The following is a 22,087-nucleotide window of genomic DNA, read 5'->3' as shown; positions in this document are numbered from 1 at the left end:
GGCGCTTTTTAGAATATTCAGAGCTGAGTCTTGGGACGCATGGCGTACAGTGCCAGTCCGACTGCAAGCCCGATGCACGCGGGGATGACCCAGCCCATGCCGAGCTCAAAAAACGGCAGGATTCCAGCGGCAGGTTCCAGCAGCGCTTCCGTGTGGAGGAAGGCCTGAACGCCTGCGGGCAGGGCCTTGAGGAAGTCCAGGAAGGCGGCCAGAGCGGTGGGAATGGTGACGGCCACGAAGATACGGCGGTCATAGCGGAACCACCCGCCACAAAGACAAAGAAGGATCAGGGTAATCGTGAGAGGGTAGAGGAACATCAGCACCGGAAGGGAGAAATCAATGATTCGGTTCAAGCCAAAATTGGCAATGCCAAAGGAAAATAGGCAGAACAAAATGGCATAGGCCCGGTAGCTGAGAGACTTTGGAAACAGCTCCACAAAGGTGGCAGCACAGGAGGTGATGAGGCCGATGGCGGTTTTCAGACAGGCCAGAGTGGCGGTGATCCCCAGAAGAACCCCGCCCAGCGTGCCGAAGTAATGGGTGCCGATCCGATAAAGGACTTCGCCGCCGTCAGCGCACAAGCCGTACACAGCACGCGACTGAGCGCCCACCACCGTCAGCAGGCAGTAAATGGCGGCCATCAGCAGGGTACTCAGGCAGCCTGCCTTCACTGTGTTGCCAGAGATCGCCCGGGGAGATTGGACGCCCAGATTTCGGATGGCACTGATGAGGACAATACCGAAGGCCAGCGCTGCCGGGGCATCCATCGTGTTGTAGCCATCCAGGATTCCCTGGAAAAAGCTCATATGGACATAGGCACCGGTGGGCTCCAGCGCGGCGGGATCTCCCATGGGCCGCAGCAGGGCTGTGACCGTGAGAATCCCAAGAAACAGCAGAAATAAAGGGTTTAGGATTTTGCCGACCCAGGTCAAAATGCCGGAAGGCCGCAGGGAGAAGTACAGCACGATCAGAAAGAACAGCGCGGAGAATACACAGAGCGCCAGTTTTTCATGCTCAGGCGGCAGCAACGGCAAAATTCCCACGCTGAAAGAGAACGTGGCGGTTCTGGGAATGGCAAAGAGCGGGCCGATGGTCAGATACAGCACGCAGGTAAAAAACAGGCTGTAGCGCCGGCCCACTTTGGAGGCCATATCAAACAGGCCCTCACTCTGGGAAAGACCCATCGCAACGACGCCCAGCAACGGGAGGCCCACACCGGTTAAACAAAAGCCCGCGATGGCCGGCCATAAATTGGCGCCGGCCTGCTGGCCCATGGAGGCGGGAAAAATCAAGTTGCCGGCTCCAAAAAACAGGCCGAAAAGCATGGAGGCCAGCAGGATATATTCCTTGAAACTGAGTTTACGGTCCATGGGAGACATCCTTTCTTTTCTGTATCATTAATTTAAAGTGTCCGCTGCCTGGGTGAACAGCTCGCCAACCCGCTGGGCGGCAGCTGGGCAGGAGCGTAGCTCCGGGTCCTGCGCCAACAGTGCCTCCGCGGCCTGTTGAGCTTCCTTCAAAAGCTGCGTGTCGCAGCCGATATCCGCGATTTTCAGCCCCGGCAGGCCGTGCTGGCGGGCTCCGAAGAAGTCTCCGGGCCCTCGGAGGCGCAGATCCTCCTCGGCAATTCGGAAACCGTCAGTAGTCTGTGTCATCACCTTCAGCCTTTGACGAGTCTCATCATTTTGGGTGTCAGAGATCAAAATGCAATAGGACTGATGAGTACCCCGGCCTACCCGGCCCCGGAGCTGGTGGAGCTGGCTCAGTCCGAACCGCTCCGCGTTCTCCACCACGATCACCGCGGCGTTGGGCACATCCACCCCCACCTCAATCACTGTGGTGGCAACCAGGATATCCGCATCATGGGCGGCGAAAGCGGTCATCACCGCCTCCTTTTCCCGGGGCTTCATCTTTCCGTGGACAGACACCACCCGCAGATCTGGAAAGACCTCCTCCCGGAGCATTCTGGCATAGGCCGTCACAGCCTTCCGCTCATCGGGCAGTTCGTCGTTTTCCTCCACCATGGGGCAGACAATATAAACCTGTCGGCCCTCCGCCACCAGTTTGCGAAGGAAGGCGTACACCCGGGGGCGGTAGCTGCCGGGAACGGCATAGGTGGCGATGCTCCGGCGGCCGGGGGGAAGCTGGTCGATAACGGATACCTCCAGGTCCCCATATAGGATCAGAGCCAGGGTCCGGGGAATCGGCGTGGCCGACATGACCAGGGTGTGAGGATGAGCGCCCTTGCCGGATAGCGCTGCACGCTGCATCACTCCGAAGCGGTGTTGCTCATCTGTGATCACCAGACCTAGGTTTGCATACTCCACTTCCCCAGCGATGAGAGCGTGGGTGCCGATGGCGAAGTCCACCTCTCCCCCCGAAAGCTGTGTGGTGACGGTGTGCTTTTCCTTGGCAGGGGTAGAGCCGGTGAGCAGGGCGCAGCGCACACCCAGTTTTCCCAGCAGTGGAGCAAGACCCGCGTAGTGCTGCTGGGCCAGAATTTCCGTAGGCGCCATGAGCGCCGCCTGAGAGCCGTTCTTTACCACAAAGTACACACAGGCGGCAGCTACCATGGTTTTGCCGGAACCTACGTCACCCTGGACGAGACGGTTCATAGGGATGCCGGAGCACATATCCGCCAGAGCCTCCTCCACGCAGCGCCGCTGAGCGGCGGTGAGGGAAAAGGGAAGGGCGGCATAAAATGGCGCCATGTCCACAGCTATGCAGGGTGGGACGTGGATGACCGCTCTGCGCCGCCGCAGATGGGCAAGACCAATGGTGAAAAAGAACAGCTCTTCAAAGGCCAGCCGCCGTCGGCTGAGTTCCAGTGCCTTTTCATCCTCTGGAAAATGGATGTTTTCATAGGCATATCCGATGCGGCACAGGTGGTGTTCCTGACGGATCTGATCCGGCAAGGTATCCGGCAAAATATCCACACAGGCATCCAGGCCCTGACGGATGGAGCGGGAGAGAATCAACTGGCTGACGCCGGCGGCTAGAGGATAAATAGGGACAATACGACCGGTGGTCTCACACCGACCCTCCGGTTCCACAACAGGACTGGCCATGGTTTTGCGGAGGAGGCTGCCCTCGGCCTTGCCATAAAAGAGATAGGTCTCCCCCTGTTGAAGCTGGTTTTTCAGCCAAGTCTGATTGAAGAACGTGACGTCCAGCACGCCGCTCTCATCCACAGCCCGGACCTTGACCAGGTCCATCCCCCTGCGGACATGGGATAACTGAGGAGGAGAGGCAATCATGGCCGCAACACAGGCGCTCTCACCAGGGATGAGGTCCATGATCCGCTTCACAGAGCGCCGGTCCTCGTAGCGGCGGGGGAACCAGCCAATCAAGTCTCGCAGGGTTACAATGCCAAGTTTCCCAAGGGCTTTGGCCCGCTGTTCCCCGATGCCTTTGATCATGCGTACATTTGCAGAGAGTTCCGCCAAGAAACATTCCCCTCCTCTCACAAACAGATGTTTTTATATCATATCATACCTCCTGCCGAAAAACAAGGATGGTCCTGCATGCTCCCTTTTTACATTTCAAGAGACGAGGAATATTTTGCCAATTTCACTCTGTGTTGATGGAAGCGGCAGAATATGATAACATAGGCAAAAAGACAAAATGAAATTTGGAGGGTAAGACGACGTGAAAATCATTGAAATAACAGAGCGCAATTCCGCATGGATAGAAAAGCTGTTAGATATATGGGAGACTTCTGTGAAAGCAACTCATTCGTTTTTATCAGGTGGTGAGATCGAAGCAATCAAACAGTATGTTCCTCAGGCTTTGAAAGAGATTCCCCATTTAGTCGTTGCGGAAGATGAAACGGGAGAGCCGGTAGGATTTATGGGAGTTGCGGATCAAATGCTCGAAATGCTGTTTGTTTCTGCCAAAGAAAGGGGAAAAGGAATCGGAAAACAGCTGTTGGAGCATGGAATGGACAAGTATTCAGTAAAAAAGTTGGCTGTCAATGAACAGAATCCTCTTGCGAAGGGGTTCTATGAGCATATGGGCTTTGCAGTTTATCAAAGGACAGACTTCGATGAGCAGGGAAATGCCTATCCCTTATTGTATATGAAAAGAAATTAACAACTTCCGGTTTCTTGAGCAGATGCCATCTGCCATAAACCTCTTTTCGTTACCTCGGTGGAAGGAGGTCTGTGGATTTCCTAAATCGTCCGAAGGGGGCAAAGGGAGGCTGTTTAGAGCCTCTGCCGTTCAAACAGATTGCTTAGAGCAAAGGCCATATAGCGGGAAGACATCGTTTTTGGAAAGAAGACGGTTTGGGTTTCATGCTCAGGTGTCAGAAAACCACATCAAAAACGGCCGGCGGGGAATTTCCCCGCCGGCCGTTTGGGTATGCTCAAAGCTTTGTATTCACATAATCAATAAATTGATAGGTAACACCATTTTCTGTAATGGGGTCACTTGTATGTTCCACTTCCCAGGCAGGCAACTTGTCCAGGTTGGGGAAGAAGGTGTCTGCACCATCTGCAACAGCGTCTACTTTGGTTAGATATACCCGCTTGCAGCGGCTCAGCATGGCGGTATACACACTGCCGCCGCCGATGATCCACAGCTTGTCGTCCTCTGTGTCGGCTGCAAGGTCCAGCGCTGCGCCAAGACTGGCAGCAATCTCACAGCCATCACGATCAAAGTCTACATTTCTGGTAATTACGATGTTCCTGCGGCCTGGTAAGGGCCTGCCGCCTGGGAAAGAGTCCAAAGTTTTCCTGCCAAGAATTACAGTTCCCCCCATTGTCAGGGAACGAAACCGTTTCATATCCGTGGGCAGGGAAAATAAAAGGTCTCCTTCTCGTCCAATGGCCCAGTTCTGATCGACGACAACGATGGCATTCATGTTCATTCACCTCATACGACATTCATAAAGTGCGGTGCCCGCTGCATGAAAGGATTGGCATTTACAAAAATGACTGGCAGCGGCGCTTTTGCAGCAAGATACGCGGTAACAGGAGACGAGCTTAAATGGCAATGGGGATTTTCTCCTCAAAGGCAGCCGGAGTGTATCCGTCTAACCGAAAGCTGTCCGGCGTAAAGGCATAAAAATCCGTCACAGACGAATCTATGATGAGGCGCGGCGCCGGTGCAGGAGCGCGCTCCAGCATGCGCTCCACAATGGGAATATGCCGGTCATAGATATGAGCGTCTGCAATGACATGGACCAGCTCACCGGGAACCAGGCCGCTGACCTGTGCAAACATGTGGACCAAAATGGCATACTGCACCACATTCCAGTTATTGGCTGTCAACATATCCTGACTGCGCTGATTCAAAATGGCGTTCAATACCTTGCCGGAGACATTGAATGTCATGGAATAGGCACAGGGGTAAAGATGCATGTCGTGGAGGTCTTCAAAATTATAAAGGCTGGTCAGAATCCGGCGCGAAGCAGGATTGTGCTTGAGGTCGTAGAGGACCCGGTCCACCTGATCCATATCTCCCTCCGGGTAGTGGTGCTTCACCGAGAGCTGATAGCCGTAGGCCTTGCCGATGGAGCCGCTCTCATCGGCCCACTGATCCCAGATATGTGAGGAGAGGTCATGAATGTTGTTGGACTTTTTCTGCCAGATCCACAAGAGTTCATCCACTGCAGACTTCCAGTAGGTTCTCCGAAGTGTCAGAATGGGGAATTCCTCCTGGAGTTGATAGCGGTTGATGATGCCGAACTTCTTGATTGTGTGGGCAGGGGTGCCGTCCTCCCAGCGGGGACGGACCGGCAAGTCCGTATCCCAGACGCCGTGGGATAGAATTTCCCGGCAGTTTTGAAGGAACAACTGATCGGCGTGGCTCATAGACGGCCCTCCCGTATGCATATAAACTGCGGAGCAAGGAAAAGCCTGTTTGATGGCGTGGTGCGCGCTTCCTTTTGGGAAAGCAGAACAAATGCCTGAATCAACAGCCTTAGCTTTGCTCCAAGGATTTTTTATTAGTATAACAAATTTATGATGAAAAGTACATAGACACAGCAGCACACCAATTACCAAAATTCACCGCTTCGCGCCAGGGGTTTTCTGTGAAATTTGAGTTGTCAAAAAGAAAAAACTACGGTAAGATAACGGGAAAAGGGGGAAACGGAATGCCGGAGAGAAGCGAGGCGGATAAGCGGGGATATCTGAATGAGGGGTTTCGGCTCTTCCATCTTAAGGACCGCCTGGCCCAGCGCCTAGATTACCACTATCACGAGTTTGATAAGCTGATTCTGCTGCTCCATGGAAAGGTCACATATGTGGTGGAGGGCGTCACTTACTTCTTACAGCCCTGGGACCTTCTGCTGGTGCAGCATAATTTGATTCACAAGCCCATCATTGACCCCACCGAGCCCTATGAGCGGGTGGTGGTGTGGCTGGGGCGGGAGTGGATGCACGCACGCAGCGATCCCGAGGAGCCGTTGGATCAATGCTTTGAGATCGCCCGGGAACGGGGGTTCCACCTGCTGCGCGGCGGCGGGGAGCAGAGGCTTTCCTATATGCAGTCGATTCAGCGGCTGGAGGAGGCGCTGCGCTCCAGGGAGTTTGGCGGGCACCGCCTGGCGGACACGTTGTGCCAGCAGCTGCTGATCGCGGTTAATCGGGATATTCTCGCAGACCGCACAACTCGGGAGGAGACGGATAGTTACCGTGTAGACCCCAAGATCGAGGAGATTCTGCGCTATATCACCGCCCATTTGGAGGAGCCGCTATCCGTGGAGGGGCTGGCCCGGCGTTTTTATATCAGCCGCTATTACCTCATGCATCGCTTCAAAGCGGTCACTGGCTATACGGTCCACCAGTATATCAGTCAAAAGCGGCTGCTGTGGGCGGCAGAGCTGATCCGCGCCGGCACGCCGGTGATGAAGGCGGCGGAGCAGACAGGCTTTGCGGAGTACTCTACCTTTCTGCGGGCCTTTCAGAATACGTTCCACATGAGTCCCCGGGAGTTTCGATGAGAGGCGGTATGCGAATGCATACCGCCTTCAAAACTGCATGGGATCGCTCTAGGCAGAAATCCGCCTCAGTACCCTCTCGACCGGTCCACCAGGCTTTGGAGAGGCCGGCCAGCGGCGTAGTTTGCAAGGTCTTGGCAAAAGAGGTCTACGTTGAGATCACAGGTATAGCCCAGAGACATGTTACCGGAGATATGAGGGGTGAGAATCAGGTTCCGGGTCTGCCACAGGGGATGGTCTTCCGGCAGAGGTTCAGGGACCATTACATCCAGGGCTGCTCCTGCGAGGCGTCCTTCATTTAGAGCCTCCGCCAGGGCGTCCTGGTCCAGGGCAGTGCCCCGGCCCACGTTGATGACGCAGGCATCCCTGGGGAGCAGGGCGATGCGGTCCCGGCTCAGGAGATTCACGGTCTCCGGTGTGCTGGGCAGGGACAGGATCAGCACATGGGCCTCCGGCAGCGCCTCGTCCAGCCGGGAGATGGGCAGTACCTCGTCAAAGCCGGGGACCGGCCGCCCGGAACGACTGAGGCCCAGAATCCGGGCCGCGCCCATGCCCCGCAGACGTTCCGCCACATGGGAGCCAATGTTGCCAGTGCCCAACAGGGTGAACGAGCCGTCCCGAATCGAGCGGATGGGCAGCGGGCTGGGCCAGCTGCGCCGTTGGAGAAACTGCTCATATTCCGGCATTCTCCGCAGCAGCATCAGCGTGACCATAATCACATGCTCGGAGATGGTGACGCCGTAGGCGTTGGAGTTGGTCAGCATGCAGTCTGGGTTGGCGAAGAGGGTGGGGTCTGCACAGTAGAGGTCCACGCCGGCATTGGAACAGCAGTACCACCGCAGGGTGTTCGGAGCCCGGCGCAGAAGCTTGGGGGAGTTGGCGTAGAGCACTTCGCAGTGCTGCAGGCATGCCGCAGCCTGCTCAAGTTGGTCCGTGGTGAAAAAGTGGGGTGTAAAGCCGGCCGACTCCGCGGCCGTTTGAATGCGTGCTTTGTGGGCGTTTGTGAGAAAGTCCAGACAGATGCAGAGATTGCGGTTCATTTAAGATCAAACCTCCCTGTTGATATGTTAGAATGGGTTCTTGGTTGGGGTGGCCAGCGCAGCGCATAGCTGCTCCGCGCAGCGCATTCCGTCTGCGGCGGCGGAGAGGATGCCTCCGGCGTAGCCGGCTCCCTCCCCGCAGGGGTACAGTCCCCGGATGGAGGACTGACACCCCTCGCCCCGAAGAATCCGCACCGGAGAGGAGCTGCGGCTCTCCACGGCGGTCAACACGGCGTCCGGCGCGTCATAGCCTCGCAGCTTTTGGCCCAGGATGGGCAGAGCCTCCGCCAGAGCCTGGGCCACAAACGGCGGCAAACAGCTCCAAAGATTGCCCCAGGTGACACCGGGGCGATAGCTGGGGATGACCCGTCCGGGGCCTATGGAGGAGCGCTTTTGAAGGAAATCCTCCACCCGTTGGGCCGGGGCCAGATAGCCGCCTCCTCCGGCGGCGTAGGCGGCCTCCTCCAGGCGGCGCTGAAAGGCAATGCCGGATAGCGGGCCGTCACCGAAATCCTCTGGTGTGACGTTCACCAGGAGTGCGCCGTTGATATTTTCCCGGTTCCGGGCAAATTCGCTCATACCGTTGGTCACGACTCCCCCGGCTTCGGATGCGGCGGCCACCACTTCCCCGCCAGGACAAACACAGAAGGAAAAGGCGGAGCGCCCGTTGGGGAGATGGCAGGAGAGCTTGTAGGTGGAGGCTGGAAGCCCAGGATGGCCAGCATACTGCCGGTACTGGGCTGCGTCGCAGTCTGCCTGCCGGTGTTCGATCCGGACGCCCACGGCAAAGGGCTTTGCCTCCATCGGTACGCCCCGGTAGTGGAGCATTTCGAAGGTGTCCCGGGCAGAATGGCCGGGGGAGAGAATCAGATGGCGGCAGGGCAGGAAATAGGCCCCGCCAGGGCCCTCCACACGGATGCCAGCCAGGCCGCCATTCCGGAGATCCACGTCGACCAACCGGCTTTCAAACCGGATATCCGCTCCCAGTTCCAGAAGCTCCTGCCGCAGGTTCTGAAGGACCACGTGGAGGAAATCCGTCCCCACATGAGGTTTGGCGTCGATCAAGATTTCCTCTGGGGCACCGCAGGAGACTAGCTGTTCCAAAATAAAGCGATGGCGGATATCTCGGGTGCCGGTGTTGAGTTTTCCATCGGAAAAAGCCCCGGCACCCCCTTCTCCGAATTGGACATTGCTGCTGAGGTCCAGCACTCCGGAGGACCAGAACCGCTCCACGTCCTCCCGCCGCCGCTCCGCGCTGCGTCCCCGCTCCAGCAGAATGGGCCGCAGCCCCGCAAGAGCCAGCACCAGCGCGGCAAAGAGCCCCGCAGGGCCCGCTCCAACCACCACCGGCGGCAGCTGAGGCGCCTTCTGCGGCGCGGGAGGATGATAATCCGGGCGGGGCGGACACAGGCTGACCTTTCGGTTCCGGGTGTGCCGGAGCACCGCAGCCTCCTCCGGAAGGGAGACCTCCACGGTGTACACCATAAAGACGCCCTCCCGAGCATCCACACTGCGCCGCAGTACCTGCAGGTGCCGCAGATCTTTCTCTCGAACTTTCAGGATGCGGGCGGCCTCGGCAGCCAGCGCCGCCTGACTGGTGCCAGGGGGCAGCTTTATATTTTCAATCTTGAGCACAGTGGTCCTCCTTATCTTTTACCCGTCCCGATGAAGCGATGAGATGGGTGTATGGACGGCCGGCGTCGAGCACTCTGAGGACAGGACGCACGCCGATGTTACAGCATCATGGATAGCTGGATTGTATCGCCGGCACGGAGCGCTGCCAGGCACATCTGTGAAATCCAGCTGCGATAGCCGGTGCGATGGCCGGCTTTGCGGCTATTGTACCACATCTTTTGTGGTCGGGAAAATAGAAAATGTTCATGAATCCTTCAAAGTTCTTTCAGGTTTCTTTAAGATATTGCCGCTATAATGCAAATCAGAAACCAGGAGAGCAGCCTTGTGAGCGGACAAGAAGTTCCCTTTGCAATTCCACAGGGGCACTCCGCATGATGTTATAAAAAACAAAATGTTTCATAGATATAAAGGAGGAACAAGAGATGTATAACGACGAACAGAACTTGTACCATTACACATATCGCAAGGATGGCAGCGAGAGTGGACAGCAGAACGCAGGACCTGCGGGAGATGGAGCAGTCGGCACCGTCCAGTCTGAGCCGCAGAGACCGATTCAGGAGATGAAGCCTGTGAAAAAGAACCGCATGGGATTAAAAGTCACAGCGCTGGCCCTGTGCTGTGCCCTATTGGGCGGCGCATTGGGCGGAGGCATTGTGTGGGGAGTAAGTCGGGCAACCAGCGAGGCCACGGTCCAGGTCAGCGACCGAACCGTCAGCCAGGTATCGCTGAAAACTGTAGACGGAAAGACTGAAATGACGGACGCCGAGGTTTACGCGGCCAATGTCAACAGCGTGGTGTCTATTAACGTCACTGGTACCAGCGGTTATAACTTTTTCGGCCAGCCAGTACAGACCGCTTCGGCCGGCTCCGGATTTGTCCTCACAACAGATGGTTATATCGTCACCAACTATCATGTGGTGGAAAATGCAGAGACCGTGAAGGTCACGATGTACAACGGCGACGAGTATGATGCCAGATATGTCGGCGGCGACGAGGACTATGATATCGCGGTTATCAAGGTGGAGGCCTCGGACCTTCAGGCAGTGACCTTGGGTGACAGCGAACGGCTGAATGTGGGAGATCATGTGCTGGCTATTGGCAACCCCTTGGGCGAGCTGACCTTTTCCATGAGCGGCGGCATGGTATCCAGTGTGAACCGGGCCATCAATGTGGACGGAACCCCCTTCAACATGATCCAGACAGATGCCTCCATCAACCACGGCAACTCCGGAGGTCCCCTGTTCAACAGCTTTGGCGAGGTGGTTGGCATTGTCTCTGCCAAGCTGGAGAGCACTTCTTCCGGCAGCAGCGTGGAGGGGCTGGGGTTCGCGATTCCCATCAACGACGTCATCAGCATGATTCAGGATATTATGACCAACGGCTATGTGACCAACAAGGCCTATCTGGGCGCCACCGTGGGAACTCTGACTCAGAGCATGGCCCAGCAGTACAGCTATGACATCAGCAAGGGAGCGTTTGTTTACTCCGTGGAGGAGAACGGCCCCGCGGACCAGGCCGGGCTGCAGCTGGGTGATGTGATCACCAAGATTGACGATACAGAGATTGCCTCGCTGGACGATTTGACCGCAGCGAAGAAGGGCTGCGCTGCCGGCGATACCTCCACACTGACCATTTACCGCCAGGGAGAGACAATGACTCTAGAAATTACCTGGGGGGCAGTGCCGGCCGAACAGCAGACTACAACGCAGACACAATCCCAGCAGGAGACTTCTGGAAACGCAGGGACCGTGAATCCCTATGATCTCTTCGACTACTTCTTCGGAAACCGTTAACCTTTCCTGTGCCTGACGGCGGCTTCGCGGCAATCGCTGCGGCAGGGCAAACAGCCGCCTTTGCGGCGGGCATGGATGGTGATAGATAGATATGAAAAGCGCACCGTGAACTTCACGGTGCGCTTTTTGGGCTGGGGATGGACGCGGGGAATCGCCTTGGCGCTCAGGTATCGGATTGATTGTCTTGCTCTTTCTTCTTTCGGCCGCTGACAATACCGGCAATAATCAGTGCGGCAAAGATGACCACCAGAAAGACTCCACCCATCTGCATAACAAGCACCTCCTTACTATTATCGATATTTTAACGAATCTAAATATAAAATTAACGAATTCTTTACAGTTAATATAAATGAATTTTTGGAAAAATGCAAGGCTTTTTTGTGAAAAAATTTTTATTTCGTGAAAGAAAGTCTTTTCCAGCGAGCCAGCTGCCGACGGCGGCCCCCCTTTGACTTCCGGGCAGATTGAGGTTATGAAGCACCCCTTTTGTCGGAGTAACGAAAGGAAGGATATTAACATGCAGCACCTGCCCGATCAATAAAATTATTTTTTACGAACAAAACAATGATTACCAAAACCAGCGAACTGGATTAAATGTTCTAAGGAACCAGACCAAAAATGTTTTATGGAAATTTTGCTTCTTAGTGCTGGCTTTGGGGAGTAATGTCCTTGTGCCAGCAATCATAAAACATAGAACAGCATATATGAGAACACCAAAGAAAATCGCAAAAACAAGATTTCCACTTTATGCTCCTCTTTCTGCTGTATCATATTGTTCGGCTTCAATCAAGGCAGAGTGAAATTAACGAGGCCATGATCTGTCGGTCCAAATGTAAAAAGGGAGACGGCGGAGGACCTCTTGCACTTTTTCCTTGAGAATGATACAATAACAGCCTGAAAAAACGGCAAGGGAGAATTGCTATGAAATTAGGAATCCTGGGTCTGCCCAATGTGGGCAAGTCGACCCTGTTCAACGCCATTACCAACGCCGGTGCTGAGAGTGCCAACTACCCATTCTGCACGATCGACCCCAATGTGGGGATGGTGGCCGTTCCGGACGAGCGGCTGGACAAGCTGGCGGAGATGTATGAGCCGGACAAAAAGACGCCGGCTGTCATCGAGTTTGTGGACATTGCAGGCTTGGTAAAAGGGGCCAGCCGCGGCGAGGGGCTGGGCAACAAGTTTCTGGCCAACGTCCGGGAGACGGACGCCCTAGTTCATGTGGTGCGCTGCTTTGACGATGAGAACGTGATTCATGTGGAGGGCAGCACAGACCCCGCGCGGGATATTGACATCATCAACACAGAGCTGGTGATGGCGGACCTGGAGATGGTGCAGCGCCGGGTGGAAAAAGCCACGAAGGCCCTGAAGGGTGATAAGAAGTTTCAGCATGAGGTGGACCTTTTCACCGCGCTCCAGAAGCACCTGGACGGCGGCCAGCTGGCCCGTACCTTTGCATGTGACGAGGACGACGCGGCGCTGCTGCGGACCAGCGATCTCTTGACCCTCAAGCCCGTGATCTACGCCGCCAACACGGACGAGGCGGGCTTTGCGGACCTAGATCATAACGCTTACTATCAGCAGGTGTGCGAGATTGCCGCCGCCGAAGGTAGCCAGGTGCTGCCCATCTGCGCCAAGATGGAGCAGGACATTGCTGAGCTGGAGGGTGAGGAGAAGCTGATGTTTCTGGAGGAGCTGGGTGTGGAGGAGTCCGGCCTGGACCGCCTGATCAAATGTTCCTACGCCTTGCTGGGGCTGATCTCCTTCCTGACCTATGGTAAGGACGAGTGCCGGGCCTGGACCATCAAGAAGGGCACCAAGGCCCCCCAGGCTGCCGGCAAGATTCACTCCGACATTGAGCGTGGTTTTATCCGGGCGGAGGTCATCGCCTATCAAGACATGATGGCGTGCGGCAGTGTCAGCGCCGCCAAGGAGAAGGGTCTGCTGCGCAGTGAGGGCAAGGAATACGTGGTGCAGGACGGGGATATGATCTATTTCCGCTTCAATGTGTGAGATGACGGATCTGGAGAGACTGGCGGCCTATGACCGCATGTACGCGGACCTGCTCCGAGAGCGGGAGCAGGTGTTGTCCAATATGGAGAGGCTTCGCGCTGCTGGCAAGAATCGGGGCGTCACCTACCAGCAGTTGCTGGCCCAGAAGCTGACGGTCCAGAATTTGATTGGACGGTTTGAGATTTACGGAATCCGGGAGACCTGATATCAGGGCAGGCGCATATGCGCCTGCCCTGATTTTTGGCGTTTCCGGAAAAAATCTTCCCGGAGAGGAAACAATTCGCCTCGCCCCGGCGTGTTAGAAGTGAAAGACGTTTTTCGATTCCCGATCAAGGAGGGAGTTTATGACAGAACAAACCCTGCGGACGGCGATGGCAGAGTACGGGGACACGGTATACCGGCTGGCGTTATGCCGGACTCAGAGCATCCCGGATGCTGAGGATGTCTATCAGGATGTATTCCTGGCCCTGCTGCGACAGCAGGCGGAGGGGTGGGAGGCCGGACGGATGAAGGCCTGGCTGATCCGCACCACGCTGAACCGCTGTACTGACCTGCACCGCTTCCGCCTGCGGCGGCCGGTGCTGCCGCTGGACGAGGCTTTGACATGCCCGGTGGATGAGGCGGCCGCAGAGTTGTGGGAGGCGGTAGGCGTCCTGCCGGAAAAACTCCGGACCGCTGTGCACCTGTACTATGCCGAGGGGTACCAGGCAGAGGAAATCGCTGCCATGCTGGGTGTTCCGGCGGCCACGATTCGCACCCGGCTTCGCCGGGCCAGAGAGAAACTGAAATCCGTATTAGGAGGTATGGAAGATGCAGAACAACCAGTACCGGAAGCTGCTTCAAGAGCTCCACGTCCCGGCGGAGCTGAATGACCGGGTGCTGCGGGTCTCGCGGCAGCAGACGATGCCCGCCCGCCCGCGGCGAGTTTTCCGGACAGCGGTGTGCGCCGCCTGCGCCCTGGCGTTGGTGGTGGGGACGGTTCGGTTTTACCCGTCCCAGCAGGAAGGACGACAGGAAGGCATCTTGGTGCCTGGGTTCTCCTTCGGCTTGACGGCCTATGCTGCCGACACAGGGGAGAGCTACGGCCCTGGAGACAACGGCGGCCTTGCCCTGGCGAGTGGCAACGGAATGGTGAGCGGGGAGGGGGGAGACTACACTGGCTGTCTCTTTCAGGTGACTGGAGAGAACATTCAGACGATTTCCCTTTCCATTGACCGGGGAGGGCTGTACCGCACCGAGACCCGGGAGATCACCAAGGAGGAAATGGCGCGGCTTTTTGAGAAGGAAGAGCAGGGTCTTCAGCCAGAGAGAATGTTGAGTGTCTGGGGCGAGAGCGAGGACGGCCCCATGTACGCCGAAGAGGCTGTGCTGCTAGGCAGCTCCGCCACAGAGGATTACGACCCTGACGCCCGCTATGGTTTCTGGGTACCTCCAGAGGACTGCGCCGCCTCCTTTGATGAGAACGAAGACCTGCAACAGTCTGCCTGGGCGCTCATCGACACCTTCGATGGAGCGCATCTAACGGTGGATGTCACCTTTGCAGATGATAGTGTGCAGAGCAGAACCTATGCGCTCTCCACAGGGCAGTTGAAAGTGGTTTATAACTCGGACGGGACGAGAGACGTTCTGCCCCAGCTGGCGGGTGACGACGAGCCGTTCGTCTACGGCGTCTACGTAGTGGACGAGGACGAGAGCCGCTGGCTGGAATGGCCGGTGCAAGACAGCCGGACCATCAGCCTTAGCAATCCCTACGGTGAGCAGGAGAATGGTACCTTCCACGGAGGCGTGGATATCCCGGCAGATCAGGGAGCTGTGATTCTGGCAGCGGCGGACGGCACCGTGACGGAGACCGGATTTGACGCCGAGCGAGGAAACTACCTGATTCTGGATCACGGAGACGGCCTGACCACTCTCTACGGTCAGTGTCGGGATGTGAGTGTGGAGGAGGGCGCCACCATCCTGGCGGGAGAGATGATCGCCGCTGTGGGCGCTACCGGCATGGCCACCGGACCCCACCTTCACTTTGAGGTCCGACAGGATGGCAACGCGCAAAATCCCGTGGCCTATTTCAACAGCGACATTCGGGATACCCTGCGGATGGGGTGAGAAAAAAATCCCTTCGGAGGTCTTGCCATCCTGATGAAAGAAAGTAGCGGGGCTTTTATCATCCTAAAAAGCCTTAAAAACCATCTGATGAAAAACGAGAGGAGCCCTTTGGGGGCTCCTCTCGTAGCGTTTGTCCTTCACCGATGAAGCATGCAGGGGGATCAAAAGTCTCGCGGAGGACAACAAAGCGGGCAGTACGGCTTCTATAGACCTTGCTTCTGTTTTATTAAAATAAAAATTAATCTTGACATTCATAAAATTAAAGTTTATATTTATTTTATGAAAGGGGTGTGAGGCGATGGCAACCATGCCGGTATGGATGGCGGAGCTGGAGGATGAAGATTTGACATTTATTAAAAAGTTCATTTTGGCGTCCGGCTCTCTGAAAGAGGTGGCGGCATTGTATGGCGTCAGCTATCCCACGGTGCGGCTGCGCCTGGATCGGCTGATCCAGAAAATCCAACTGACGGAGACAGCGGAAGCGGACCCATATGTGTGTTTGGTAAAGCGGTTGGCGGTGGATGACAAGCTGGACTTTGATACCGCCAAGCTGTTAATCACCGAATACCGCAGAACAAAGGAGGAAATTTGAGATGGTGATGGCAACAAGAATGGTCTGGCTGACACTGATCATCCTTTTCATCTTGATTGTGGGCGGTATTTTGCTGCAGATTTTTCTCTCCAAACGGAAGAGCAAGTGGCCTGGTCTGGTGCTGCCGCTGCTGACATTCTTATACTCGCTGTTGATGGTGTTGGGGGTGGCAGCTTATGACGGCACATTTCCATGGGGGCCGATCCTGGCGGCACTGATCACAGGGAACATTCCCACGCTGGTGTTGCTGGCCATCTACTGGGCGGCCCGGGAAAAACTGCGGGTCAAAGACCAGATTGACAAGATGAATATTGATGATCTATAAGAAGCCGGGGCCGCATCAGCGGTCCCGGTAAGACTGTCAAGAAATGAAGAAAGTTACAGCGATGGGAAGGAAGATAGTTACGAAAGAAACCCAGGAAGGGTGTCTTTCGTTTTAAATCATCAGCTTTTTCAGAACCGTTCAGCGTTCTGAAAAACTGCAGAAGCCTGTCGAAAACGCCTTTTCGACAGGCTGACCGGGGCCGCATCAGCGGTCCCGATTTTTAGTCGTGGGCATGGGGAAGATTCCAGTGATAGTGGGCGGAGAGACAGCGGATCAGGGCCACCGTGCCAACGCCGGTTAGCATGGCGGGGATCTCTCCCACCGTCCGCCACATCAGCGCACACACCAGCGCCCCGGCCAGGGATGCGGAGGCATATACGTGCTTGACAAAGATATAGGGCGTATCGCCCGCCAGAACATCCCGCAGCACGCCGCCTCCCGCACCTGTGACCACGCCTACAAACACCAGCAGGAATAACCCTGGCTGCACCAGCTGGCCAAACGCCGCACGGATGCCCATGACGGTAAAAATGCCAAGCCCTGCCGTGTCCATCCAGAAAAGAGACCGATCAAAAAGGGCCTGATCCCACATCAGCAGGTGCCGGACCTGGGGCAGAAACAACACCAGGGCTGCGGCCACCGCCACAGCGGCGTAGATCGGGTTTTGAAAGGTGGCGGGCGGAGTGCTGCCCAGGATCAGGTCTCGGATAACGCCGCCGCCCACGGCGGTGGTAAGGCCCAGAATGCACACGCCAAAAATATCCATATTCTTCCGCAGCCCGGTCAGGGCGCCGGAAATGGAAAAGGCCAGCGTTCCCACCAGCTCCAGAAGGAGAATGACAGACTCCATCAGCTGCCCCCATTTCCTGCCCGCACCATCTCCATAAAAGCGGTGGCCGCGGCGGTGGGAGTCACCTCCCGCAGGGTGCACATGTCCACGCTGCGGGGCGGGATGGTGAAGTCCGTTTTCAGAAGGCGGATATCCCCGGCGTCCAGAGCGTCCTGAACAAATTCCAGTGTCACACCTGCTACCCCCAGTCCGATGCGGGCCAGAGACACCAGCAGTCCCCGGGAGCTGAGCTCAATCTCCGGCGCCAGGGGGACACCGCTGCGCAGAAACTCCTGCTCCAAAAAAATGCGGCTGCTGGCCTTGCGCTCCAGCAGGATCAGTGGAAACGCGGCGATTTCCTGCCGGGTATGCGGATGATCGAAATCGCAGGGGTACCCGCTGCCGGCAACAAACGCGGAGTGGGTTGAGAAGCAGGGCCAGCACTCCAGCGCGCTGTCGACAGGGGAGGAGGCGAAGGCGATGTCTACTGCACCGGATTTCAGCATGCTGACGACCTTGGCGCTGCGGCCACTGACGATTTTCAGCCGAATGCCGGGGTGCAGGCGGTGAAAGGTATCCAGATACGGCGTGAGAAACTGGGCAGTCACCGTATCGCTGGCGCCGATGACCAGTGTGCCCAGCAGAAGCTGTTGGGCCTGGGAGAGTTTGTCCTCTCCCGTGGCGATCAGCCCCAGGGCGCTGCGGACATACTGATAGAGCATCTGTCCCTCGCCGGTGAGAGTGACGCCCCGGGGGCTGCGGGCGAAGAGCCGCGCCTGCAGCGCTGTTTCCAGCTGCTTGATGGACTGGCTGACTGCAGACTGAGAGATATACAGGTTTTTCGCGGCCACAGAGATGTTGCCGGATTCGGCCACCTCCTTAAACACGCGATAGAGCTCCAGCTTGACTGCCATGGGAATCCCTCCGTCATGAAATGTGTTTGTCCACTGAGGGGATAGGGACATTATAAGCGCAAAAAGAGCCGAAGGCAAGCCCTCACAATTGGAAATCCCTGTGCTGACCGTTATAAAAATGAAGGCTGTGGGTCACCTGTATAGTGCGCTGCCGCTCTATGAAAGATTTTTCTGATGAGCGACAGGTCCGTGTGTGGACCGAGGCAAACGTGAAAAGAACGAGTCCTTTCCAACAAACATAAAATTTCATGTGCAGTTCACCGCACCACGGACACAGGCGAATGTAGGTGCGTATGCTTGTTGATTGCTGTGCGTTTGCATAGTAAAAAGGGGGGTGGATTGCCTACTTTTTTCAGGACTCCTTTGCAAAAGCGGTTCCAATTTGATATACTATTTTCTATCGTGATGAAAAAGGTGTCGGAGGAAAACGTATGCTGTATCGGATGTTAGCGGTGGGCGATGTTGTAGGGGAGGCGGGGCTGCGGCACTTGGAAAAGCAGCTGCGGCCCCTGCGGAGGCTGCGGGATATCGCCTTTGTAGTGGTGAACGGGGAGAATGCCGCCGGCGTTGGCCTGACGCCGGCGCAGGCCCAGCGGATTTACGACGCGGGGGCCGATGCCGTGACCCTGGGAAATCATACCTTTAATAAGCTGCAAATCAAGGATTTCCTGGAGGAGACCTCCTGGCTGCTCCGGCCGGCCAACTATACCGGGCGGGCGCCGGGCCACGGCTGCGAGATCTTTGACCTGGGGGCCGTGCGGGTTCGGGTGATAAACCTGATTGGCCGGTGCGGCCTGGCCTGGGGAGCGGAGAACCCCTTCACCACGGCGGATAAGCTTTTGGGACAGGCGGAGGCGGAATTCACCCTGGTGGATTTCCACGCGGAGGCCACCAGTGAGAAGCTGGCTATGGGTTATTACTTGGATGGCCGGGTGTCCGCCCTGTGGGGAACTCATACGCATGTCCCAACAGCCGATGATCGAGTCTATCCCAAGGGCACAGGCTACCTCACCGACGTGGGCATGACCGGTCCGGTGGAGTCCGTGCTGGGGGTGGAGCCAGAGCAGTCGGTGGAGAACTTCTTGGGCGGCGTGCCGGGACACTTTCGGACGGCAGAGGGCCCCTGCAAGCTGCAGGGAGCCATCTTTACTCTGGATAGTTCCACCGGATTATGTACAGCGGTGGAGCGGATTGAGATTCGATAGACATTTGACCGCAGAAAAATATTTCACATAGGAGAGAGAACCATGTCAATTGAAATGGTAAGAGCATATCTGAAACAGTTCGGCGCGGAGGAACGCATCCTGGAGTTTGACGTGTCCTCCGCCACGGTGGAGCTGGCGGCGGTAGCGGTCGGGGTGGAAGGTGCCCGGATTGCCAAGAGTCTGAGCTTCAAGGTGGAGGAGCGGCCCATCATCATTGTGGTGGCAGGAGACGCCAAGGTGGACAATAGCCGCTACAAGGCTCAGTTCCACACCAAGGCCAAAATGCTGACCCACCAGGAGGCCCACGAGCGGATCGGCCACGACGTGGGCGGCGTGTGCCCCTTTGCCCTGCCGGAGGATGTGCAGGTCTATCTGGACGTGTCCTTAAAGAGATTTGAGACGGTGTTTCCTGCTGCTGGCAGCGACAACAGTGCCATTGAGCTCAGCTGTGCTGAACTAGAGCAGTATGCTGCCAACTTTGCCGGCTGGGTGGATGTGTGCAAGGCGTGGCGGCCGGAGGAACAAGTAGCAGGAGGGCAGTTGCCTTGCTGAAATTTATTCATGCGGCGGATTTTCACATGGACAGCGCTTTCGGCGCATTGTCTGCGTCTCAGGCGGCGTCCCGCCGGCGGGAGAGCCGGGAACTGGGCTTCCGACTGGCAGAGTATGTGAACAGCCACGAAATTGATCTGGTGCTCCTGGCAGGGGATCTCTTTGACAGCACCGGCGCCTTTCGGGAGACAGGAGAGCAGCTGGCGGCAGCTCTGAGGCGGATGCAAGCCAAGGTGTTTGTCTCGCCGGGAAACCACGACTGGTACGGCCCTGGCAGTCCCTGGGTCACGGTCCAGTGGCCGGGCAATGTCCATGTATTTTCAACAGGCCAGATGACGGCTGTGGACTTGCCGGAGTGGAACCTGACGGTGCACGGGGCGGCGTTCACCGGACCGGAGCAGGCTGCGGGAATGCTGACGGGCTTTGTCGCGCCGTCGGATGGCCGGATACACGTGGGCGTGCTCCACGGGGAGGTGGAGCCCTCGGAGGCGCGATACAATCCCATCCGCAAAGAGGAGATCGCCGCCAGCGGACTCACTTACTTAGCGCTGGGGCATATTCACAGGCGAACGGAGTCCCAGACCTTTGGCACCACAGTCTGTGCATGGCCCGGCTGCCCGGAGGGACGGGGCTTTGATGAGCTGGGGGAGAAGGGTTTTTATGAGGGAACCCTGAGCGAAAGTGGGCAGGTTTCTTTGACTTTTATCCCCTTTGCCCGCCGCCGCTATGAGATTTTGGAGGTGGATGTCACTGGCAGGGACCCCCGGGCGGCGGTAGAGGCGGCGCTGCCGGCGGAGACGGATCAGGACCTGTACCGCATCCTTCTTACCGGAGAGACCAGTGAGGGCGGTGTTGACGCTGCCGCGCTGACAGAGGCCTTGGCAGGACGTTTTTACGCGCTGGAGGTACGGGACCACACCCGCATGGCGGAGGATATCTGGGCCAGGGCCGGAGAGGACTCCCTGCGGGGGCTGTTCCTCCGGGAACTGCGAGCCAGATGGGACGCCGCTGGGGATGAGGCGGAGCGGGACATGATTACTCGCGCGGTCCGCTTCGGCCTTGCGGCGTTGGACCACCGGGATCTGGGGTAGAGGAGGCGCGCGGATGAAAAGGATTCTATTGATCGGCACCGGCGGCACGATAGCCTCAGAGGTGACGGAGAGCGGTCTGGCGCCGGAGCTGACTACCGGCGACCTTCTGGCACACATCCCCGCCATTTCTGGCATCTGCGTGGTGGAATGCGTACAGCTTCTGAACCTGGACAGCACCAACATCACCCCGCGGCACTGGCTGTTGATGGCCCGCTGTATCCGAGAGCATTACGGGGAGTACGACGGCTTTGTTCTCACCCACGGGACAGATACCATGGCCTATACGGCGGCGGCACTCAGCTATCTCATTCAGCAAAGCCCCAAGCCCATCGTGCTCACCGGCGCCCAGAAGCCTATCGGCTTTGACGGCACGGACTCCAAGATCAACCTTACGGACGCATTCCGCTGCGCGTCGGAGGACATGCCGGGAGTCTCCATTGTTTTCAACAGTCGGGTCATCCTGGGCACCCGGGCCAGAAAGACCCGGACCAAGAGCTTTCAGGCCTTTTCCAGCATCAACTACCCCGATCTGGGTGTGCTGCGGGACGGGGTGCTGCTGCGTTATATCCGCCAGGATTGCGCCGCTGCGCCGGTCTTTTACGACGCACTCAACACCCACGTGGCACTTTTGAAGCTGACTCCAGGCGCGGACCGCGCTCTGGCAGATTTCCTGCTGGAGCGGAATGACGCGCTGATCATCGAGAGCTTTGGCGTGGGCGGGCTGCCGGAGGCCGGCGGGTTTTACGAGTGCATCCGCCGCTGGATGCAGGCGGGAAAGGTGATTGTGCTCACAACCCAGGTGCCCAGCGAGGGCAGCGACTTGGGGGTATACCACGTGGGCCACGCACTGAAAAACCGTCTGGGGGTTCTGGAGGCCTATGACATGACTACAGAAGCGGTGGTGGCGAAGCTTATGTGGATCTTAGGGCAGACCCGGGACCGCCAGCAAGTGGAGCGGCTGTTCTATACCCCAGTGGCCAAGGATATTCTCTGGCCCGCCGAGGGGGAGGGCACTTGACACCTGGGAAAAATCCTGATAAGATACT

At 57.1% G+C, this 22,087-nt stretch carries 21 protein-coding genes; 13 read left to right on the top strand and 8 right to left on the bottom strand.

Translation table 11 applies throughout. The annotated features are described in order from the left end of the window. Nucleotides 1-17: 17 nt before the first annotated feature. Both brnQ and recG read right to left on the bottom strand, forming a co-directional pair. On the bottom strand, nucleotides 18-1,370 hold the full coding sequence (gene brnQ / locus KJS55_RS04165; protein WP_213542748.1) for a branched-chain amino acid transport system II carrier protein: 1,353 nt from the start codon (nucleotides 1,368-1,370) through the stop codon (nucleotides 18-20). Between the two features lie 27 nt (nucleotides 1,371-1,397). Beyond that, entirely contained in the window at nucleotides 1,398-3,446 is a 2,049-nt protein-coding gene (gene recG / locus KJS55_RS04160; RefSeq protein WP_213542747.1) for an ATP-dependent DNA helicase RecG, read from the bottom strand. Nucleotides 3,447-3,648: 202 nt separating this feature from the next. Between recG and KJS55_RS04155 the strand changes: the two genes are divergently transcribed. Then, nucleotides 3,649-4,092: a GNAT family N-acetyltransferase gene (locus tag KJS55_RS04155; RefSeq protein WP_187028247.1), complete on the top strand. Its 444-nt coding sequence runs from the start codon at nucleotides 3,649-3,651 to the stop codon at nucleotides 4,090-4,092. Nucleotides 4,093-4,366: 274 nt separating this feature from the next. On the opposite strand, the gene KJS55_RS04150 is transcribed toward KJS55_RS04155, so the two are convergent. Further along, on the bottom strand, nucleotides 4,367-4,864 hold the full coding sequence (locus KJS55_RS04150) for a dihydrofolate reductase (protein WP_187028248.1): 498 nt from the start codon (nucleotides 4,862-4,864) through the stop codon (nucleotides 4,367-4,369). A gap of 121 nt (nucleotides 4,865-4,985) precedes the next feature. After that, the gene (gene thyA / locus KJS55_RS04145; RefSeq protein ID WP_187028249.1) at nucleotides 4,986-5,816 is read right to left on the bottom strand and encodes a thymidylate synthase; all 831 of its coding nucleotides are present in this window, start codon (nucleotides 5,814-5,816) and stop codon (nucleotides 4,986-4,988) included. Between the two features lie 284 nt (nucleotides 5,817-6,100). Between thyA and KJS55_RS04140 the strand changes: the two genes are divergently transcribed. Next, nucleotides 6,101-6,949 carry a helix-turn-helix domain-containing protein gene (locus tag KJS55_RS04140; protein ID WP_187028250.1) on the top strand — a complete coding sequence of 283 codons (849 nt, stop codon included), beginning with the start codon at nucleotides 6,101-6,103 and terminating at the stop codon, nucleotides 6,947-6,949. 65 nt (nucleotides 6,950-7,014) lie between these two features. Here KJS55_RS04140 and KJS55_RS04135 read toward each other — a convergent pair whose 3' ends face one another. Beyond that, on the bottom strand, nucleotides 7,015-7,986 hold the full coding sequence (locus KJS55_RS04135) for a D-2-hydroxyacid dehydrogenase (protein ID WP_213542746.1): 972 nt from the start codon (nucleotides 7,984-7,986) through the stop codon (nucleotides 7,015-7,017). Between the two features lie 27 nt (nucleotides 7,987-8,013). Continuing rightward, entirely contained in the window at nucleotides 8,014-9,621 is a 1,608-nt protein-coding gene (locus tag KJS55_RS04130; RefSeq protein WP_187028252.1) for an NAD(P)/FAD-dependent oxidoreductase, read from the bottom strand. Between the two features lie 422 nt (nucleotides 9,622-10,043). Between KJS55_RS04130 and KJS55_RS04125 the strand changes: the two genes are divergently transcribed. The 7 genes from KJS55_RS04125 (at nucleotide 10,044) to KJS55_RS04095 (ending at nucleotide 16,450) form a co-directional block, all read left to right on the top strand. After that, nucleotides 10,044-11,414, top strand: coding sequence for a S1C family serine protease (locus tag KJS55_RS04125; RefSeq protein ID WP_213542745.1), 1,371 nt, complete (start codon nucleotides 10,044-10,046; stop codon nucleotides 11,412-11,414). 921 nt (nucleotides 11,415-12,335) lie between these two features. Beyond that, the gene (gene ychF, locus KJS55_RS04120; protein ID WP_187028254.1) at nucleotides 12,336-13,427 is read left to right on the top strand and encodes a redox-regulated ATPase YchF; all 1,092 of its coding nucleotides are present in this window, start codon (nucleotides 12,336-12,338) and stop codon (nucleotides 13,425-13,427) included. Between the two features lies 1 nt (nucleotide 13,428). Beyond that, the gene (locus KJS55_RS04115; RefSeq protein WP_187028255.1) at nucleotides 13,429-13,632 is read left to right on the top strand and encodes a hypothetical protein; all 204 of its coding nucleotides are present in this window, start codon (nucleotides 13,429-13,431) and stop codon (nucleotides 13,630-13,632) included. Between the two features lie 139 nt (nucleotides 13,633-13,771). After that, a complete protein-coding gene (locus tag KJS55_RS04110) occupies nucleotides 13,772-14,299 on the top strand; it encodes an RNA polymerase sigma factor (protein WP_187028256.1) in 528 nt (175 codons plus the stop codon). Then, nucleotides 14,238-15,533, top strand: a complete 1,296-nt coding sequence (locus KJS55_RS04105; protein ID WP_213542744.1) for a M23 family metallopeptidase — start codon at nucleotides 14,238-14,240, stop codon at nucleotides 15,531-15,533. Before KJS55_RS04110 ends, KJS55_RS04105 begins: the two co-directional genes overlap by 62 nt. A gap of 298 nt (nucleotides 15,534-15,831) precedes the next feature. Beyond that, complete coding sequence (locus KJS55_RS04100; RefSeq protein WP_187028258.1) at nucleotides 15,832-16,125, top strand: DUF2089 family protein; 294 nt, start codon at nucleotides 15,832-15,834, stop codon at nucleotides 16,123-16,125. Nucleotide 16,126: 1 nt separating this feature from the next. After that, nucleotides 16,127-16,450 carry a hypothetical protein gene (locus KJS55_RS04095; protein WP_207724304.1) on the top strand — a complete coding sequence of 108 codons (324 nt, stop codon included), beginning with the start codon at nucleotides 16,127-16,129 and terminating at the stop codon, nucleotides 16,448-16,450. Between the two features lie 220 nt (nucleotides 16,451-16,670). Here the strand turns inward: KJS55_RS04095 and KJS55_RS04090 are convergent, their stop codons facing one another. Then, nucleotides 16,671-17,300, bottom strand: a complete 630-nt coding sequence (locus tag KJS55_RS04090; protein WP_213542743.1) for a trimeric intracellular cation channel family protein — start codon at nucleotides 17,298-17,300, stop codon at nucleotides 16,671-16,673. After that, nucleotides 17,300-18,193, bottom strand: coding sequence for a LysR family transcriptional regulator (locus tag KJS55_RS04085; protein ID WP_187028261.1), 894 nt, complete (start codon nucleotides 18,191-18,193; stop codon nucleotides 17,300-17,302). Before KJS55_RS04085 ends, KJS55_RS04090 begins: the two co-directional genes overlap by 1 nt. 431 nt (nucleotides 18,194-18,624) lie before the next feature. Between KJS55_RS04085 and KJS55_RS04080 the strand changes: the two genes are divergently transcribed. The 4 genes from KJS55_RS04080 to KJS55_RS04065 are packed head-to-tail and all read left to right on the top strand — an operon-like array spanning nucleotide 18,625 to nucleotide 22,059. Beyond that, nucleotides 18,625-19,398 carry a TIGR00282 family metallophosphoesterase gene (locus tag KJS55_RS04080; RefSeq protein ID WP_187028263.1) on the top strand — a complete coding sequence of 258 codons (774 nt, stop codon included), beginning with the start codon at nucleotides 18,625-18,627 and terminating at the stop codon, nucleotides 19,396-19,398. 42 nt (nucleotides 19,399-19,440) lie between these two features. Further along, nucleotides 19,441-19,950: a YbaK/EbsC family protein gene (locus tag KJS55_RS04075; protein ID WP_187028265.1), complete on the top strand. Its 510-nt coding sequence runs from the start codon at nucleotides 19,441-19,443 to the stop codon at nucleotides 19,948-19,950. Next, complete coding sequence (locus KJS55_RS04070; RefSeq protein ID WP_213542742.1) at nucleotides 19,944-21,041, top strand: metallophosphoesterase family protein; 1,098 nt, start codon at nucleotides 19,944-19,946, stop codon at nucleotides 21,039-21,041. The genes KJS55_RS04075 and KJS55_RS04070 overlap by 7 nt, the downstream gene beginning before the upstream one ends. Nucleotides 21,042-21,054: 13 nt before the next feature. Beyond that, entirely contained in the window at nucleotides 21,055-22,059 is a 1,005-nt protein-coding gene (locus KJS55_RS04065) for an asparaginase (protein WP_213542741.1), read from the top strand. The last annotated feature ends 28 nt before the right edge of the window (nucleotides 22,060-22,087 follow it).

This window comes from Pusillibacter faecalis, assembly GCF_018408705.1.
Lineage (GTDB): Bacteria > Bacillota > Clostridia > Oscillospirales > Oscillospiraceae > Oscillibacter > Oscillibacter faecalis.
Note: the sequence above shows the minus strand (reverse complement) of the source record. Positions and strands in the feature narration are given on the sequence as shown.